The organism is Limimaricola variabilis, assembly GCF_034371605.1.
In the GTDB taxonomy this organism is placed as follows: domain Bacteria; phylum Pseudomonadota; class Alphaproteobacteria; order Rhodobacterales; family Rhodobacteraceae; genus Limimaricola; species Limimaricola variabilis.
On record NZ_CP139691.1, the window covers coordinates 2,581,075 to 2,597,204 of the forward strand.

General features: G+C 69.0%; 18 protein-coding genes. 14 read left to right on the plus strand and 4 right to left on the minus strand.

From position 1 onward, the window contains the following. Window positions 1-47 precede the first annotated feature (47 nt). The 4 genes from T8T21_RS12860 to T8T21_RS12875 are packed head-to-tail and all read right to left on the minus strand — an operon-like array spanning window position 48 to window position 4,295. On the minus strand, window positions 48-1,022 hold the full coding sequence (locus T8T21_RS12860; protein ID WP_322335862.1) for a glycosyltransferase: 975 nt from the start codon (window positions 1,020-1,022) through the stop codon (window positions 48-50). Then, entirely contained in the window at window positions 1,019-2,260 is a 1,242-nt protein-coding gene (locus T8T21_RS12865) for a glycosyltransferase family 4 protein (protein ID WP_322335863.1), read from the minus strand. The genes T8T21_RS12860 and T8T21_RS12865 overlap by 4 nt, the downstream gene beginning before the upstream one ends. Further along, window positions 2,257-3,195 (minus strand): NAD-dependent epimerase/dehydratase family protein, encoded by a 939-nt coding sequence (locus tag T8T21_RS12870; protein WP_322335864.1) that lies wholly within the window; start codon window positions 3,193-3,195, stop codon window positions 2,257-2,259. Before T8T21_RS12870 ends, T8T21_RS12865 begins: the two co-directional genes overlap by 4 nt. Next, the gene (locus T8T21_RS12875) at window positions 3,183-4,295 is read right to left on the minus strand and encodes a Gfo/Idh/MocA family protein (protein WP_322335865.1); all 1,113 of its coding nucleotides are present in this window, start codon (window positions 4,293-4,295) and stop codon (window positions 3,183-3,185) included. The genes T8T21_RS12870 and T8T21_RS12875 overlap by 13 nt, the downstream gene beginning before the upstream one ends. Window positions 4,296-4,463: 168 nt before the next feature. On the opposite strand from T8T21_RS12875, the gene T8T21_RS12880 reads away from it, so the two are divergent. From T8T21_RS12880 to T8T21_RS12945, 14 genes are all read left to right on the plus strand, one after another. Further along, the gene (locus T8T21_RS12880; RefSeq protein WP_322335866.1) at window positions 4,464-5,210 is read left to right on the plus strand and encodes a WecB/TagA/CpsF family glycosyltransferase; all 747 of its coding nucleotides are present in this window, start codon (window positions 4,464-4,466) and stop codon (window positions 5,208-5,210) included. 88 nt (window positions 5,211-5,298) lie between these two features. Then, window positions 5,299-6,228 carry an ABC transporter ATP-binding protein gene (locus T8T21_RS12885; protein WP_322335867.1) on the plus strand — a complete coding sequence of 310 codons (930 nt, stop codon included), beginning with the start codon at window positions 5,299-5,301 and terminating at the stop codon, window positions 6,226-6,228. Then, a complete protein-coding gene (locus T8T21_RS12890) occupies window positions 6,225-6,986 on the plus strand; it encodes an ABC transporter permease (RefSeq protein ID WP_183474608.1) in 762 nt (253 codons plus the stop codon). The genes T8T21_RS12885 and T8T21_RS12890 overlap by 4 nt, the downstream gene beginning before the upstream one ends. A gap of 38 nt (window positions 6,987-7,024) precedes the next feature. Next, window positions 7,025-7,819 carry a S49 family peptidase gene (locus T8T21_RS12895; RefSeq protein ID WP_322335868.1) on the plus strand — a complete coding sequence of 265 codons (795 nt, stop codon included), beginning with the start codon at window positions 7,025-7,027 and terminating at the stop codon, window positions 7,817-7,819. Beyond that, a complete protein-coding gene (locus tag T8T21_RS12900; protein WP_183474610.1) occupies window positions 7,819-7,998 on the plus strand; it encodes a hypothetical protein in 180 nt (59 codons plus the stop codon). Before T8T21_RS12895 ends, T8T21_RS12900 begins: the two co-directional genes overlap by 1 nt. Further along, entirely contained in the window at window positions 7,998-8,945 is a 948-nt protein-coding gene (locus T8T21_RS12905) for a calcium/sodium antiporter (protein ID WP_322335869.1), read from the plus strand. The genes T8T21_RS12900 and T8T21_RS12905 overlap by 1 nt, the downstream gene beginning before the upstream one ends. Continuing rightward, complete coding sequence (locus T8T21_RS12910) at window positions 8,942-9,724, plus strand: SDR family oxidoreductase (RefSeq protein ID WP_322335870.1); 783 nt, start codon at window positions 8,942-8,944, stop codon at window positions 9,722-9,724. The genes T8T21_RS12905 and T8T21_RS12910 overlap by 4 nt, the downstream gene beginning before the upstream one ends. 219 nt (window positions 9,725-9,943) lie before the next feature. Beyond that, a complete protein-coding gene (locus T8T21_RS12915; RefSeq protein WP_322335871.1) occupies window positions 9,944-10,522 on the plus strand; it encodes a transferrin-binding protein-like solute binding protein in 579 nt (192 codons plus the stop codon). 76 nt (window positions 10,523-10,598) lie between these two features. Beyond that, the gene (locus tag T8T21_RS12920) at window positions 10,599-11,636 is read left to right on the plus strand and encodes a hypothetical protein (protein WP_322335872.1); all 1,038 of its coding nucleotides are present in this window, start codon (window positions 10,599-10,601) and stop codon (window positions 11,634-11,636) included. 167 nt (window positions 11,637-11,803) lie between these two features. Then, entirely contained in the window at window positions 11,804-13,687 is a 1,884-nt protein-coding gene (uvrC, locus tag T8T21_RS12925) for an excinuclease ABC subunit UvrC (RefSeq protein WP_407660059.1), read from the plus strand. A 122-nt stretch (window positions 13,688-13,809) separates the two neighbouring features. After that, the gene (pgsA, locus tag T8T21_RS12930) at window positions 13,810-14,505 is read left to right on the plus strand and encodes a CDP-diacylglycerol--glycerol-3-phosphate 3-phosphatidyltransferase (RefSeq protein WP_322335874.1); all 696 of its coding nucleotides are present in this window, start codon (window positions 13,810-13,812) and stop codon (window positions 14,503-14,505) included. After that, a complete protein-coding gene (moaD, locus tag T8T21_RS12935) occupies window positions 14,502-14,750 on the plus strand; it encodes a molybdopterin converting factor subunit 1 (protein ID WP_183474614.1) in 249 nt (82 codons plus the stop codon). Before pgsA ends, moaD begins: the two co-directional genes overlap by 4 nt. Window position 14,751: 1 nt before the next feature. After that, window positions 14,752-15,192 carry a molybdenum cofactor biosynthesis protein MoaE gene (locus T8T21_RS12940; protein ID WP_322335875.1) on the plus strand — a complete coding sequence of 147 codons (441 nt, stop codon included), beginning with the start codon at window positions 14,752-14,754 and terminating at the stop codon, window positions 15,190-15,192. 63 nt (window positions 15,193-15,255) lie between these two features. Beyond that, window positions 15,256-16,062: an EAL domain-containing protein gene (locus T8T21_RS12945; protein ID WP_322335876.1), complete on the plus strand. Its 807-nt coding sequence runs from the start codon at window positions 15,256-15,258 to the stop codon at window positions 16,060-16,062. The last annotated feature ends 68 nt before the right edge of the window (window positions 16,063-16,130 follow it).

The window sequence follows — 16,130 nt, forward strand, 5'->3', positions numbered from 1 at the left end:
AAGAGGGGCGAGAATAAGCCCCGATCGCGAAGCCCGGCGGGCGACGGTCACTTGTACTCGATCAAGCGCATCTCGCGCCCGCGCAGCCGCCGCAACCGGTAGGTGATCATGCCCTGCGCATTGGGCAGCTTCGACAGAACCAGAAGTCCCGCAATTCCCGCCGCGCGGCGCGGGTGGTAGCCGTCGCGCCGCAAGGCGCGCGCGGTGCGGGCCCAACTCATCCCGTAGAGGGCGAGGGCGGTGAGCGGCGGCCAGATCCCCCATGCCGGGATCGCGGCCAGGGCAGCGGCGGGCAGCGCCATGCCCCAGATCCGCACCCGGCGCCGCTCGGCGGTGAAATGGCCCGGATGCCGGTCGCCAACCTCGGCGAAACCGTGCCCGGCCCGGACCGAGCGCCGCCACCATTGCCCCAGCCGGGTCATGGCGATGTCGTGCCGGGTCATCGCGCGCGGCAGCCGGTGGACCCGCAGCCCAAGGCCCCGCACCCGCAGGCACAGCTCCTCGTCTTCCGAACAGATGATCGACCCGTCGAAGCCGCCGAGCTGCTCGAACAGCGCGGCGCGCAGCATCATGTCGCCGCCGCAGGCCGTGATGTCGCCCGCCGGGCGGTGCCACTCCCACTCCGCGATGGCGTTGTAGAGCGTGGCCTCGGGCGCGGTCTCGCTGCGCCAGCCGGTGACGATGCCGATGCTTGGGTCGGCCTCGAGCGCGGCCATGCCCGCCTTGAGCCAGCCCGGCTCCAGCGCGCAGTCGCCGTCGACGAACTGGACGAATTCCGGCAGGCCGTCCGCGCGCAGCGATTCGAAACCCGCGTTGCGGGCCCGCGCGGCGGTAAAGGGGGCGTCGCGGTTCAGCTCGACGATCCGCGCGCCGGCCGCGCGCGCGACGGCGAGGCTGTCATCGGTAGAGCCCGAATCGACATAGACGGCGCGGGCGCCGCTTCGGGAGATCGAGGAGAGACAGGCGGCGAGCCGCGCGCCCTCGTTGCGGCCGATCGCGACCACGGCGATCCGCGCGTTCACGAAAGCGGCTCCGGGCGCACCGGCCCGCCCGGCCCGTCGCGCAGCAGCCGTGCCAGACGCGCGGCCTCTCGGGGGGCGCCGAAACCGGCGAGGACCGCCGCGCGCCCCTCGGCACCCATCGCGGCCCGGCGGGGCGCGTCACCGGCCAGGGTCAGCATCGCCTGTGCCAGCGGGGCCTCCGCGCCCGGCGGCACGAGAAGGCCCGACACGCCGTCCTCGACCAGTTCGGCGACGCCGCCGACGCGAGTGGCGATGACCGGCCGGGCTGCGGCCATTGCCTCCATCAGCACAACCGGCACCCCTTCGGCGAATGAGGGCAGGACCAGCGCGCTCGTCGTGCCGAGCATCCGTGCCACTTCGGCCTGACCGAGATAGCCGTGGAAGCGTACCGCCCCGTCGAGGCCGAGCTCGCCCGCAAGGCGTTCCAGCATGGTCCGGTCTTCGCCATCCCCCACGAGGTCGAGCGTCACCTCGGGGCGGCTCTCGCGGACCCGCGCCAGCGCGCGCAGCAGCACCGGCACGCCCTTTACCGCCGCCAGCCGACCGACGAAGAGCAGCCGGTCGTCCGGTGTCGGCGGCGCATCGTCATAGAGCGCCGGGTCGACGCCGCAATGCACCACATGCAGCTTGTGCCAATGCGCGGGGTCCGAGAACAGCATCGCCTGCGCGCGCGCAAAGTCCGAGATGCAGGCGACGAAGCGGGCCCGGGCGATCTTTTCGCCCAGCGCCCAATGATCGGGGGCGAAGAAGATATCCGGCCCGTGCAGCGTGAAACTGTGCGGGATGCCTGATATCTCGGAGGCCAGCATCGCGACAGTGCCCGAGGATTTGGCGATATGGTTGTGCAGATGCGCGATGCCGCGCGCCTCCATCCGCTGTGCCAGCACCAGCGCCTCGCCGAAATAGATCATGTTGTAGAGACGGCCGCGCAGCCCCTTAGGCGCCGTGCGCCAGGCCAGCGCCAGCGCCGCCAGAAAGCGGCGCGGGTGGCGCAGCGCCCGCAGCTTGGCCCGGGTGATGGCAAGGGGATTGAGCGCCCGTTCCAGCAGATGAAAGGTCGCAGCGGCCTCGGCCCGCTGCTCGGGGCCGACATGATGCGCGGTATCGGTGCGGCGCACCGAGGCGGTCTCGACGGTCAGGCCGAGCCGGCGCAGTGCCGCCACCTCGCGCTGGATGAAGGTGTCCGTGGCACGGGGGTACTCCCCGGTGAGCCACATCAGGGGGCCGGGCGTCATCATGCGATCTCGCGCGTGGCGGCCATCGCCGCCTCGAAGCCGGCTTCGGCACGAAAGCCCAGCGCACGGGCCCGGGCATTGGAATAGCACAGCGGCATCCAGCGCGCGCGCAGCGTCTCGCGCCGCAGGAGGCCCGGCAGGCGCGGCCCGAGCGGCGCCAGCGGTCCGGCGGCGAGGTCGAGCGCGCGCCAAGGCAGCGCGATGCCGCGCCGGCCCAGCGCCGCGACGTAGCGGGCCCGATCCGGGCGGTCGTCGTCCAGCGCATGAATCACCTCGACCGGCGCGCGCTGCGGCCTAGCGGCGGCCAGCGTCAGGATCTGCGCGGCGTGGCGCAGCCAGCACAGCGGCAGTTCGCCGCCATGGCGGGGGCCGATCACCAGCGGACCCAGACCCGCGCCCAGATGCGCGTTCCACAGCCGTCCCGGCCCGAAGATCGCGCCCGGCCGGACGATCCGCAGCCGTATGCCGTGCCGCGCCGCGATGTCGCGCGCATCGCGCTCCAGCGCGATCCGGGCACGGGCATAGGCGTCGCGGGCGCGCGGGAAGGGCTCGATCGGCGTCGCTTCGTCGACGGTGTCATAGGGAGACAGGCCTTGGGTGCCGAGCACCGCGATCGAGCTGACCAGCACCAGCCGGGCGCCGGAGCGCGCCGCGTGGTCGAGCAGTCGCGCCCCCGGCGCCACCGTGTCGCGAGCCTGCGCCGCGTCGTCGCCATCCATCCGCGCTGCCGCATGGATCACCGCCACGACGCCGTCGAGCGGGGGCAGATCGTGGCGCAGATCGGCCCGAACCACTTCGATGCCGCGATCGGCGGCCCATGCGGGCGGCGGCGCGCCGCGCATCACCGCGCGCACCGGAAGGCCCATCGCCCGCGCCCGCATGACCACGGCGCGGCCGAGAAAGCCGCTCGCCCCGGTGACGGCAATCAGGCGGCCCATGCCATCGGCTCCATGCGCTCGCAGCGCGTGGTCATGTCGCGCACCGCGCCTTCCTGGATCGCCAGCGTCACCTCGGTCAGGTGCAGCGCATATGCTCCGGCGAGCCGGGCCTCGCGCCCCGCGGCGATGGCATCGAGCATCTCGGCGGGCCCGAGCGCGAAATCCATGCGCGCCGCGCCGCGCCGGCCGGGCCGGGGCTGCACCGCGCCGCGGATCGACACGTCGCGCGCCAGCGGGCTCTCTAACAGACGGCGGCGCAGACGCATCCGGCGGCGGTAGCGCACCGGGGCGTGGTTGTCCCAGGCGCGCGCCACCTCGATCACGCCCTCGTCGCCGAAGACCCGCAGCCGATGGTCGTGCGGCGCCGCGATCGAGCAGGTGAGCCGCGCCACCGGGCCGCTTTCGAAGAAGAGCGCCGCGACCGAGAAATCCGGGGCGGCCCGCCGCGTGCCCGGCTTGTCGGGGATCACCTCGGCCGCCGCCGCGACGACCCGCTTCACCGGCCCCAGATGCGCAATCAGCCAAGACAGCCAGTAGCCCGCATGTTCCAGCGTGCAGCCGGTGGCGAATTCGTCCTCGGCGGGCCATGGCGCGCCGCTCTCGCTCTTCCAGTCGCAGTAGGGCGCCTGCGGGATGAAGCCGTCATCCAGCTCGGCATAGATCAGCCGTGGCGCGCCGCCGACACCCATCCGCAGCGCCCGTCCCAGCCCCTGCGAGGATTGCGACAGCACCGAGGAAGGGGCCGAGGCGAGTTGCAGCCCGCGGGCGCGGGCCAGCGCGTGCAACTCGTGCGCGGTTTCCATGTCGGTGACCAGCGGCTTCTCGGACCAGACATGCCGGCCGGCGCGCAGGCAGCCGCGGATGATCGTCGCGTGGCTGCGCGGGTTGGTCAGGTTGAGCACCAGCCCGTCCGGCGGCAGCGTCGCGCAGGCGGCGGCCGCGTCCGGCAGCGGCGCCACGCCCCAATGGGCGCAGAAGGCAGCCTGCCGGTCGGGATCGCGATCATGCGCGCCGAGCACCCGGATGTCGGGATGCGCCGCGAGGCTGCGCATGTAGAGATCGGCGACATAGCCGCACCCGATCACCGTGACATCCTTCATCGCGACGCGGCTCCGATCCTACGCGGGTCCTTCGGACCGCTTCCGGTCCGGGCCCGACTGGTACACAAGGGGCGTGGCGGCATTGCGGCGGCCACGGGTCCATGGTCGCATGGCTATGACAGCCCGGCCGTCGCGCCAAGAGGGCGGAGCGCGGTGCGGGAGAAAGGCATGGAATTCGATCACGGTGCGGGGCGCGTGCGGGTCAACATGCCCGATCGCGCCGCGCTCATGGCCGAGGTGTCCGCCCGGCTCGGCGCCGGGCGGGGCTTCGCGCTGGCGACGCTCAATCTCGACCACCTCGTCAAGTTGCCGCGCGACGGGGCGTTTCGCGACGCCTATGCCGCGCAGGATCTGGTGACCGCCGACGGCAACCCTGTGGTCTGGCTGGCGCGGCTGGCGGGCCGCGAGATGGCACTGCTTCCCGGCTCAGACCTGATCACGCCGCTGGCCGAACTCGCCGCGGCGCAGGGCGTGCCGGTGGCGCTGATCGGGGGCACAGAGGCCAGCCTGGAGGCAGCGGCGGGGGCCTTGGAGGCGCGGGTGCCGGGGCTGCGCGTGGCGGCCCGGATTGCGCCGCCGATGGGCTTCGACCCCGAAGGCGCGGCGGCGGATGCGGCGCTGGATGCGCTGGCAGCCAGCGGCGCGCGGCTGGTCTTCGTGGCGCTGGGCGCACCCAAGCAGGAGCGGCTCGCCGCGCGCGGCCGGGCGCGGCATCCCGAGATCGGCTTCGTCTCGATCGGGGCGGGGCTGGATTTCATCGCCGGAACGCAGCGCCGGGCGCCGCGTCTGGTGCGGCGGCTGGCGCTGGAATGGCTGTGGCGCGCGGCCTCCGACCCGGTCCGCCTCGCCGGGCGCTACACGCGTTGTGCGCTGATCCTGCCGGGCCATGCGATCCGGGCCTGGCGGATGCGCTGAGCGCTGTGCGCGAGCGCGCATGGCGGCGGGGTTTCGCCCGTGCGGGGGCGCGGCTATCGTCGCGCCGATCCCAAGCGAGGCGAAACCAATGCCCCCCATCGTGTCGGTCCGTGACCTGACAAAGACATACAAGGGCGGCTTTACCGCCCTGAGCGGCGTGACGCTCGACATCGAGGAGGGCGAGATCATCGCGCTGCTCGGTCCGAACGGCGCCGGCAAGACCACCCTGATCTCGACCATCTGCGGCATCACCATGCCTTCTGGCGGCACGGTCGAGGTCGGCGGCCACGACGTGGTGCGCGACTGGCGCCGCGCCCGCGACCTGATCGGGCTGGTGCCGCAGGAGATCGCGCTCGAACCGTTCTCGACCGTCTGGAACAACGTCCGCTTCACCCGCGGCCTCTACGACCGGCCGCGCGACGACGCGCATCTCGAACGGCTGCTGCGCGACCTGTCGCTATGGGAAAAGCGCGACGCCAAGGTGATGGAGCTGTCGGGCGGCATGAAGCGCCGGGTGCTGATCGCCAAGGCGCTGAGCCACGGCCCGCGCGTGCTGTTCCTCGACGAGCCGACCGCCGGCGTCGACGTGGAATTGCGGCGCGACATGTGGCGGGTGGTGGCGCGGCTGCGCGAGGAGGGGGTCACGATCATCCTCACCACCCATTACATCGAGGAGGCCGAGGCCATCGCCGACCGGATCGGCGTGATCTCCAAGGGCCGGATCATGCTGGTCGAGCGCACCGCCGACCTGATGGCGCGGCTGGGCCGCAAGGAACTCAGGATCGAGCTGACCGAGCCGGTGGCCGAGATCCCCGAAGGCCTGCGCCGCGAGGGGCTGGCCCGGACCGATGACGGCGGGGCGCTGGTCTATACCTACGACACCCATGCCTCGCGCACCGGGATCACCGCGCTTCTGGCGGATTTGCAGGCGGCCGGGCTGCAGTTGGCGGACCTTTCGACCTCGGCTTCGAGCCTGGAGGACATCTTCGTCGGGCTCGTGAAGGAGGATACGGTATGAATTTCGGCGCGATCTCTGCGATCTATAGGGCCGAAATGGCCCGCTTCTTCCGCACGCTGCTACAAAGCTTCGTCTCACCGGTGATCTCCACCTCGCTCTATTTCGTGGTCTTCGGCGCGGCGATCGGCTCGCGCATGGACCAGGTCGAGGGGGTGGACTACGCGGCCTTCATCATCCCCGGCCTGATCATGCTCTCGGTGATGACGCAGGCCACCTCGAATGCCAGCTTCGCGATCTACTTCCCGAAATTCATCGGCACGATCTACGAATACCTCTCGGCACCGATCAGCTTTCTGGAGGTGACGCTGGGCTTCGTCGGTGCCGCCGCGACCAAGGCGCTGTTCATCGGCCTCGTGATCCTCGCCACCTCGTTCCTGTTCGTCGATTTCACCATCCTGCACCCGCTCGCTATGCTGGCCTTCCTGTTCCTGACCTGCATCAGCTTCGCGCTGCTGGGCTTCATCATCGGGATCTGGGCCAAGAACTTCGAACAATTGCAGTTGATCCCGCTTCTGGTGATCACGCCCTTGGTGTTCCTCGGTGGCAGCTTCTACTCGATCTCGATGCTGCCGCCCGCCTGGCAGGTGGTGACCCGGTTCAACCCGGTGGTCTATCTGATCTCTGGCTTCCGCTGGTCCTTCTTCGGGCAGGCCGACGTGCCGATCGGGGTTAGCCTTGCGGCGATCGCGCTATTCACGGCGATCTGCCTCGGAATCATCTGGCTCATCTTCCGCACCGGCTGGCGGATTCGCCAGTAGGCTTGTGGCGGGGCCGGGCCGGGCCTAGATGTCGAGGCATGAAGAACTGGCTGCCGTTCCGGCCCAAGGGGCCTGTCATATCCGTCATTCGCCTGCAGGGCGTGATCGGCGTCGGCCGTGGCGGGCTCGACGATGCGGGCACCGCGCCGATGATCGAGAAAGCCTTTCGGCGCGGCAAGCCCGCCGCCGTTGCGATCGAGATCAACTCGCCCGGTGGATCGCCGGTGCAATCGGCGCTGATCGCGGCCCGGATCCGGCGGCTGTCGGAGGAAAAAGGCGTTCCGGTGATCGCCTTCATCGAGGACGTGGCGGCGTCGGGCGGCTACTGGCTGGCCACCGCCGCCGACGAGATCTTCGCCGATCGCGGCTCGGTGCTGGGGTCGATCGGGGTCATCTCGGCCGGGTTCGGCGCGCATGAATTCCTCGACCGGCACGGGATCGAGCGGCGGGTGCATACCGCCGGCAAATCCAAGAGCCTGCTCGATCCCTTTCGTCCCGAAAAGCCCGAGGACGTCGCACGGCTCGAGCGCTGGCTCGAGGAGATGCATTACTATTTCATCGAACAGGTGAAGGCCCGGCGCGGCGCGAAGCTGGCCGAGGATCCGGATCTGTTCACAGGCGAGATCTGGATCGGCGCGCGGGCGGTCGAAAAGGGGCTCGCCGACGGCATCGGGCATCTGGTGCCGAGCCTCAAGGCGCGGTTCGGCGACAAGGTGCGGCTGCGCCGCTATGCCAAGCGGCGGCCGCTGCTGTCGCGCTTCGGCGCGGCGCTGATGGGCGACGCCCTGGCCGCGATCGAGGAGCGCGCGGGTTTCGCCCGCTTCGGTCTTTGATGCTGATCAAGATCGTCACGCTGTTTCTGGTGGGCATGGTCGTGCTCGCCATGTTCGGAAAACTGCGGCTGCCGAAGCCCCGGGGTCCCAAGGGGCTGCTGGGGCGCGGACGCTGCGCCGCCTGCGGGCGGCCGAGGATAGGCAAGGGGCCATGCCCCTGCGGAAAGGACAGGACCTGATGGATTGGCTGATGGTGGCGGCGGGGCTGGTGCTCCTCCTGCTGGCAGGGGATGCGCTGGTGAAGGGGGCCGTGAACCTCGCGCTGCGGCTCGGCATCCCGGCGCTGATCGTTTCGCTCACCGTGGTCGCCTTCGGAACCTCGGCGCCCGAACTGCTGGTCTCGGTCGACGCGATCCTCAAGGGGACGCCGGGTATCGCGCTGGGCAACGTGGTCGGCTCCAACACTGCCAACGTGCTCCTGGTGCTAGGCATCCCGGCACTGATCACCACGCTGCATGCCAGCGGCGGCGCGGATACGCGCTCGAGCTTCCTGCAGATGATGGCGGCGACCGTGCTGTTCATGGCGCTGGCCTTCACCGGTGTGCTGAGCTGGTGGGCCGGTCTGGTGCTGCTCGCGGCATTGGCGGCGATGCTGACCCACGCCGCGCGCACGGCGCACAAGCATCGCAACGGCGCCGCCGCGGCCGATGAGGAAGAGGTCGAGGGCGCCGATCCGCGCATGCGTGGCTGGAAGGTCGTGGCCTATCTCGTCGCCGGTCTGATCGGCCTGCCGGTCGGCGCCGACCTGCTGGTGACGGGCGCGGTCTCGATCGCCGAAACCTTCGGCGTGTCGGAGACGGCGATCGGCCTGACGCTGGTGGCGATCGGCACCTCTCTGCCCGAACTGGCCACCACCGTGATGGCGGCGATCCGGCGCGAGGCTGACGTCGCGATGGGCAACGTGATCGGGTCGAACATGTTCAACCTGCTCGGCATCATCGGCGTGGCCAGCCTCGTCGGCCCGATCCCGGTGGGCGCGGATTTCCTCGGCTTCGATCTGTGGGTGATGCTCGCCGCTTCGCTGCTGCTGGTACCCTTCGTCTACTGGGGGCGCGACGTAACGCGCGGCTGGGGCGTGGCACTGACCGTCCTCTATGTCGGCTATGGCGTGACGGTGCTGGCATGAAGGCGCGGGCGCTCGTCACCGGTGCCGGTGCGCGGCTGGGCCGGGCCATGGCGCTCGATCTCGGCCGGCGCGGCTTCGACGTGGTGGTGCATTGCAACGCCTCCCGCGAGCCGGCCGAAGAGGTCGCGGCCGAGATCCGCGCCATGGGCCGCGTGGCGCATGTGCTCGTCGCCGACCTGCTCGACGAGGCGGCGACCCAGGCGCTGGTGCCGCGCGCGGTCGAGGCACTGGGCGGGCCGCTCACCTGCCTCGTCAACTCGGCCTCGATCTTCGAATGGGACAGCGTCGAGACCGGCACTCGCGAAAGCTGGGACCGCGCGATGGAGAGCAACCTGCGCGCGCCGGTGGTGCTGACCCAGCGCATGGCCGAAGGCATCGAGGCACCGGCCACGGATTCGCGCGGCGAGCCGCTGGCGCAGGGTCTGGTGGTCAACATCGTCGACCAGCGGGTGCGCAAGCTGACGCCGGACTTCATGTCCTACACCATCGCCAAGATGGGGCTCTGGGCCTTCACCCGCACTGCCGCGCAGGCGCTGGCGCCCCGCATCCGGGTCAACGCCATCGGCCCCGGCCCGACCCTGCAGGGGGCGAACCAGTCCGACGCGCATTATGCCGCCCAACGCGCCAACACGGTGCTGCAGCGCGGTTCCAACCCCGAGGATATCTGTGCAGCGCTGGGCTACTTCATCGACGCGCCCGGGGTCACCGGCCAACTGCTCTGCGTCGATGGCGGTCAGCATCTGGGTTGGCAGACGCCGGATATCCAAGGCCGCAACTGACGCGCCGTTTGCCGAAGTTTTGATGAAGTCAAGTGAAGACCTGTCCTTTTGGACAGGTCTTTTTTGTCTCGTGGTTGTCGAGCATCTGTCTCGCATCAACCTATAAGGTATTGCCCCTTTTTAAGGGTGACAGAAAAATTCCTTATTTAAGTGGGTTGAGGTTATCACGGCCGCGTGAAGTGTGTCGGTACGGATAATTTAAACCTATGAGGGAAATTCATGTCCACTATCCTGCGCCTTTCGGCAGCCGCATTGCTTCCTTTAGCTCTCGCAGCTTGCGGCGGCGCCAGCACCGGCGATGCATCCTTCGAGACGCTCAAGGACGAAGGTTTCGCTTTGGCCGAGCGTCTTGAGGGCTTGGAGCGCACTGCCGCCTCTGACATGCCGACCCGAGGCAAGGCGCAGTTTGTCGGCAAGGCCGGTTTCTACACGGATGACAGCTCCGATATCGAGGACGCCGTTACACTTGTATCGAATGTGGCTCTCAACGCGGATTTCGGCGCCCGGACCATCGAAGGCGAGATGACAGGCTTCGAAGGCGATATCGAAGGCAGCGTGATTGAGGGCGGTCGCATCGCCGTGACGAATGGCCGTATCTCGGGGAATGAATTCGACGCTGATCTGAACGGCCGGCTCCAGGCGGCGGACGCGGCGGGCGATGTCACGGGCGGCATGAACGGGACGTTCCGGGGTGCGCAGGCGCAAGCCCTTGAGGCCGAGATGGGCATGTCCATTCGCCCTGATGGCATGGATCATGATTTCTCCGTGTTTGGTGCCCTCGTCGCCGAACGCGACTAAGCCATACAATCCATCACTCCGAGGCGGCCCGGTGCGGGCCGCCTCTCGCTGTTCGGAGACTCCAATGTCCTGTTCGATGCGCCTGGCTTCGCTCGTGGCCGGCCTGCTTTGGTGTGTCCCTGCGATTGCAGAACAGGGAGAGGCCGTCCCCCGTTGGCCGGCTGCCTTGATGTCTGGGGAGACGCGGCTCGCCGCCTACAGCCTGTTACGCGAGGCGCCGGCCGGATCGGCTCCGCTGGCGCGCAAGTTCGCCGACCGGATGGGGCTGCGGCACGAGGCCGGGCAGCCTCCCGTCAAGGCTTATGACCGCCTGTCCCTACGCCCAATCTTCGACCATGACCGCAACGTGAATGGCGGGCTGCCGGGCGACGGTTTCGAACTCGGAGGGCTGCGCTTCGAGGTTGATGAAGAGGCTCGTGCCCGCTCCGGTGTCTGGCTTGGTGCCGGTATTGCGGCGGGACGCGGATACTCGATTGCGCCCGGGCGCACGGTTTCCTTCGAGGCGGATCTGTCGCATGCATGGTCGCCTGCCACCGATCGACCGCGCAGCAGGGCAGGTGTCGAAAGCTGCCTTGGCACCTATCTCGGCGAATGGAGTTGGATCGACCTGTGCACAGGTGCACGCGCGAGTTATCGCGAGGACTTGTTCTCCGAAGGGCATGTCTCGGCCAGCTATACGAAACTCGTCTCGTTCGCCGGAGCTGATCATGCTGTCGAGCTGGGTCTCGAGGACGTCATGCGCGATGATCATGATCGCGGCTTTGTCAGCCTAGCCGTGACGAGCGCGGTACCGGGTCTGGGTGCCCTGCGGAGCAATATCCGTGTGGGAGAGCGCGTCGAGGGCCATCATGGAACGCTATGGGATGTCTCAATCGGGCTGACGCGAAAAGTCGCCGGGCGAACGGCCTCGGTCAATGCAGGGCTGCGCGAAGCGGGCGGCGATACTGTCTTCGACATCCCGCGCGAGGATCTCGCCGCGCGGATTGGGGCCAGCCTACAGATCGACCCGCGCTTCACGGTCGGGGTCGGCTACGAACATGTCGACTCCTCGCTCGACGTCTATGATGATGCAGGCGTCACCTTTTCGGTCGGGTTCACTGGCTGGAGCCGCTGAGCGACAGGAGGATGCCTAAAAAACGGGCAGTCCGGTCGTGGCGGCACGGGGCTGGGGAAATCTTGGGCTTTCCCGCGACTGTCCACCCGCTTATCCCCAGAAACGGTGGACAGCTTTGCATGGAACGCGGGGACAACTAGATTGCAGGGTCCGCGCATGATGCCGATATGGACCGCATGACCGACACCAAGACCGATACCCCGGACGCGCCCCTCACCGGCCATGAGCTGATCCGCTCGCAGCTGCGACTGATCGACGGCTCGCCCGGCGTCTACCGCATGCTCGATGCCGAAAGCCGCGTGCTCTACGTCGGCAAGGCGCGCAATCTGCGGGCGCGGGTGTCGAGCTATGCGCGGCCCACGGGCCATTCGGGCCGGATCGCGCGGATGATCCGCGAGACCGCCTCGATGATGTTCCTCACCACTCGGACCGAGACCGAGGCGCTGCTGCTCGAGCAGAACCTCATCAAGCAGCTCAAGCCGCGCTACAACGTGCTGCTGCGGGACGACAAGTCGTTCCCGAACATCCATATCTCGGAGCACGACTTCCCGCAGATCGGCAAGCATCGCGGTGCCCGAAAGGGGCCGGGACAGTTCTTCGGGCCCTTCGCCTCCGCCGGTGCGGTGAACCGCACGCTGAACCAGCTGCAGAAGGCGTTTTTGCTGCGCAACTGCACGGATTCGGTGTTCGAGGGCCGCACGCGCCCCTGCCTGCTGCATCAGATCAAGCGCTGCTCCGCCCCCTGCACGGGCGAGATTGGCCGCGAAGAATATGCCCGCTCGGTCGAGGACGCGGTGCGGTTCCTGTCGGGCAAGTCGACCCAGGTGCAGGAGGTGCTCGGCCGCCAGATGGCCGAGGCCAGCGAAGCGATGGAGTTCGAGCGCGCGGCCGCGTTGCGTGACCGGATCCGGGCGCTGACCCAGGTGCAGACCGCGCAGGGCATCAACCCGCGCGGCGTCTCCGAGGCCGATGTCATCGCGCTCCATGTCGAGGGCGGGCAGGCCTGCGTGCAGGTGTTCTTCATCCGCGGCAACCAGAACTGGGGCAACCGCGACTATTATCCCCGGGTCTCCGGCGAGGAGGACCTCTCGGAGGTGATGCAGGCCTTCGTGGGCCAGTTCTACGCGGATCGTGAGCCGCCGCGACAGCTGATCCTGAGCCACGGGCTCGACGATCCCGATCTGATGATCGAGGCGCTGTCGGAGAAACTCGGCCGCAGGGTCGAGATCATCGTGCCCCAGCGTGGTGAAAAGGCCGAGCTGGTGGGCGGCGCCATGCGCAACGCGCGCGAGAGCCTCGCGCGCAAGATGAGCGAGACCGCGACGCAGGCCAAGCTGCTGCGCGGGCTTGCCGAGGCTTTCGGGCTCGACGCGCCGCCGCGCCGGATCGAGGTCTACGACAACTCCCACATCATGGGCACGGACGCCGTGGGCGGGATGATCGTCGCGGGGCCCGAGGGCTTCGAGAAGAGCCAGTACCGGAAGTTCAACATCAAGGGCACCGAGATCACGCCGGGCGACGATTTCGGCATGATGAAGGAGGTGCTGACGCGCCGTTTCGCGCGGCTCCTGAAGGAAGATCCGAACCGCGAGAGCCCGGCCTGGCCGGACCTGCTGCTGATCGATGGCGGCGCGGGGCAGGTCAGCGCGGTACAGCAGATCCTCGACGAGCTGGGCGTCGACGACGTGGCGATGATCGGCGTCGCCAAGGGCGTCGATCGGGACCACGGTAAGGAGGAGTTCCACCGCACAGGCATGCGGCCCTTCGCGCTACCGCGCAACGACCCGGTTCTCTACTTCATCCAGCGGCTGCGCGACGAGGCGCACCGCTTTGCCATCGGCACGCACCGCGCCAAGCGCGCCAAGGCCGTGGGCGCCACACCGCTCGACGAGATCGCCGGGGTGGGGGCCACACGCAAGCGCGCGCTGCTGGCGCATTTCGGCTCGGCCAAGGCGGTGAGTCGCGCCAACCTCGCCGATCTCGAGGCGGTGCAGGGCGTCTCCAAGAGCCTCGCGGAGAAGATCTACAATCATTTCCACGACAAGGGCTGACCGCGTCGGAGTCGCGCGGCTGTCGATGAAAGCCGCGCCCGCCGGGCCGGGGATCGGCGAAAGGGCAGGCGCGGGCGGACGGGCTATGGCAAGACCGGGGTGGGCGCGCTATCTCTAGCCGCATGACCTGGACCCTGCCCAATATCCTTACCGTGCTGCGCCTGCTGGCCGCCCCCGGCATCGCGGTGATGTTCCTGTTCTTCCTGCGCCCCTGGGCCGACTGGTTCGCGCTGGTGCTCTTCGTCGTCGCGGCGGTGACCGACTTCGTCGACGGCTACCTTGCCCGCGCCTGGAAGCAGGAATCGAAATTCGGCGCGATGCTCGACCCGATCGCCGACAAGGCGATGGTGATCATCGCGCTGCTCGTCATCACCGGCTTCTCCGGAATGAACCCGTGGATCCTGCTGCCCGCGACGCTGATCCTGTTCCGCGAGGTCTTCGTCTCGGGGCTGCGCGAGTTCCTCGGGAGCAAGGCGGGGCTGCTGAAGGTGACCAAGCTCGCCAAGTGGAAGACCACGGCGCAGATGGTGGCGATCGCGGTGCTGTTCTCGACCGGGGCCTTCGAGCATTACTTCGTCATGGAAAGCCTCGGCATGGACGAGACCATGGTCGATTCGATCCTCTCGGGCGGGACCTCGGACGAAGCCGGCCTGGTCTGGAAATACTGGGGCATGATGATCAGCTGGTGGGTCGGCATATTGCTGCTGTGGCTGGCCGCGATCCTGACGCTGGTGACGGGCTGGGATTATTTCTCCAAGGCGCTGCCCTTCCTGCGCGACGCCCCCGCCCCCGAGCCGGGCCGGAGCCGAGCGCCGTGATCGAGATCGTCTATTTCGCCTGGGTGCGTGAGCGCATCGGCCTGCCGCGCGAGCGGGTTGAGACGACGGCCGCCACCGTGGCCGATCTGGTCGACGAGCTGCGCGGCCGTGAGGAACGCTACGCCGCCGCCTTCGCCGACGTCTCTGCGCTGCGGGTCGCGCTTGATCAGGAGCTGTCGGAGTTCGACGCGCCCCTGTCCGGCGTGCGCGAGGTCGCGTTCTTTCCGCCGATGACCGGAGGCTAGGATGAAGGTCGCGGTGCAGGAGGGGCCGTTCGATGCAGGCGCCGAGCTCGACGCCTTCAGCCATGGCCGTCAGCAGGTCGGCGCGATTGTCAGCTTCACCGGCATCGTGCGCGACAGGGATGGCGGGCTGATCCGCATGGAGATCGAGCATTACCCGGGCATGACCGAACAGGCGATCGGCGAGATTGCCAAGGCTGCCCAGGCACGCTGGGATCTTGCGGATCTGCTGGTCATCCACCGCTATGGTGCCCTGCCGGTGGGGCAGCCGATCATGATGGTGGCCACCGCCGCGGCGCATCGCCGAGCCGCCTTCGAGGCGGCCGAGTATCTGATGGACTACCTGAAATCCCGCGCCCCCTTCTGGAAGAAGGAGGTGACCCAGACCGGCGCGCATTGGGTCGAGGCGACGCCCGAAGACGAGGACGCGCTGTCGCGCTGGTAGGGCCGTTCACCCGCTCTTAGGACATCGCGCGCAGGATCGCGGGCGATGCCGAGAGGGGCCTTCATGCCGACCGAGACCGATCCCCCAACCGATCCTTTCACCCATGCCATGGCGCTCGACGCGGCCGACATCCCGCGCCTCGTGCGCGCGGCGCTCGCTGAACGGCGCACAGAGCTGGCCTACCAGCCGGTGATCGTCGCCCGGACCGGCGCGACGGCGTTTCACGAGGGGCTCATCCGGCTGCGCGACCATGGCGGGCGACTGCTGCCGGCTCGGCACTTCCTGCCCGGCGTCGAGGAGACAGCGCTGGGCCGCGATCTCGACCGCGCCGCGTTGCGCGAGGGTCTGGAGGCGCTGCGCCGCGACCCGTCGCTCAGGCTCTCGATCAACATGTCGGCGCGCTCGATCGGCGACGGGCGCTGGCGCCGCACGCTCGAGGACGGGCTGGCCCGCGCCCCCGGCATCGGCGAACGGCTGGTGCTCGAGATCTCCGAGAGCTCGGCGATGACCCTGCCGGAGGTGGTCTGCCGCTTCATGGCCGAGGCGCGGCCGCGCGGCGTGGCCTTTGCCCTCGACGAGTTCGGTGCGGGCCAGACCGCGTTCCGGCATCTGCGCGACTTCCTCTTCGACCTCGTGAAGATCGACGCGCATTTCATCCGCGGCGTCGAGGCCGACGCCGACAATCAGGTGCTCTGTGCTGCGCTCGTCGCGGTGGCGCGGCAGTTCGGCATGGCGAGCGTCGCCTGCGGCGTCGAGACCGAAGCCGAGGCGCGCAGCCTGTCAGGGATCGGCGTCGATTGCCTGCAGGGCTTCCTCTGGGGCCGTCCGGCGCGGCGGCCCGGCGCGGCGCGCCGAATGCCGTTGCCCTGACGGCAGAGGCTGCTAGGCTCGACCGCGATCCGGGCCCCCGGCGTGTGCCGGCCCGTCTGTGAGGGAGA

Coding starts and splice junctions, on each gene's coding strand:
- T8T21_RS12940 (WP_322335875.1), top strand. CDS start 14,752: ATGAAGGTCGCGGTGCAGGAGGGGCCGTTCGATGCAGGCGCCGAGCTC.
- T8T21_RS12945 (WP_322335876.1), top strand. CDS start 15,256: ATGCCGACCGAGACCGATCCCCCAACCGATCCTTTCACCCATGCCATG.
- pgsA (WP_322335874.1), top strand. CDS start 13,810: ATGACCTGGACCCTGCCCAATATCCTTACCGTGCTGCGCCTGCTGGCC.
- T8T21_RS12915 (WP_322335871.1), top strand. CDS start 9,944: ATGTCCACTATCCTGCGCCTTTCGGCAGCCGCATTGCTTCCTTTAGCT.
- T8T21_RS12880 (WP_322335866.1), top strand. CDS start 4,464: ATGGAATTCGATCACGGTGCGGGGCGCGTGCGGGTCAACATGCCCGAT.
- T8T21_RS12870 (WP_322335864.1), bottom strand. CDS start 3,195: ATGGGCCGCCTGATTGCCGTCACCGGGGCGAGCGGCTTTCTCGGCCGC.
- T8T21_RS12905 (WP_322335869.1), top strand. CDS start 7,998: ATGGATTGGCTGATGGTGGCGGCGGGGCTGGTGCTCCTCCTGCTGGCA.
- T8T21_RS12875 (WP_322335865.1), bottom strand. CDS start 4,295: ATGAAGGATGTCACGGTGATCGGGTGCGGCTATGTCGCCGATCTCTAC.
- T8T21_RS12920 (WP_322335872.1), top strand. CDS start 10,599: ATGCGCCTGGCTTCGCTCGTGGCCGGCCTGCTTTGGTGTGTCCCTGCG.
- T8T21_RS12890 (WP_183474608.1), top strand. CDS start 6,225: ATGAATTTCGGCGCGATCTCTGCGATCTATAGGGCCGAAATGGCCCGC.
- uvrC (WP_407660059.1), top strand. CDS start 11,804: ATGGACCGCATGACCGACACCAAGACCGATACCCCGGACGCGCCCCTC.
- T8T21_RS12885 (WP_322335867.1), top strand. CDS start 5,299: ATGCCCCCCATCGTGTCGGTCCGTGACCTGACAAAGACATACAAGGGC.
- T8T21_RS12900 (WP_183474610.1), top strand. CDS start 7,819: ATGCTGATCAAGATCGTCACGCTGTTTCTGGTGGGCATGGTCGTGCTC.
- T8T21_RS12910 (WP_322335870.1), top strand. CDS start 8,942: ATGAAGGCGCGGGCGCTCGTCACCGGTGCCGGTGCGCGGCTGGGCCGG.
- T8T21_RS12865 (WP_322335863.1), bottom strand. CDS start 2,260: ATGATGACGCCCGGCCCCCTGATGTGGCTCACCGGGGAGTACCCCCGT.
- T8T21_RS12895 (WP_322335868.1), top strand. CDS start 7,025: ATGAAGAACTGGCTGCCGTTCCGGCCCAAGGGGCCTGTCATATCCGTC.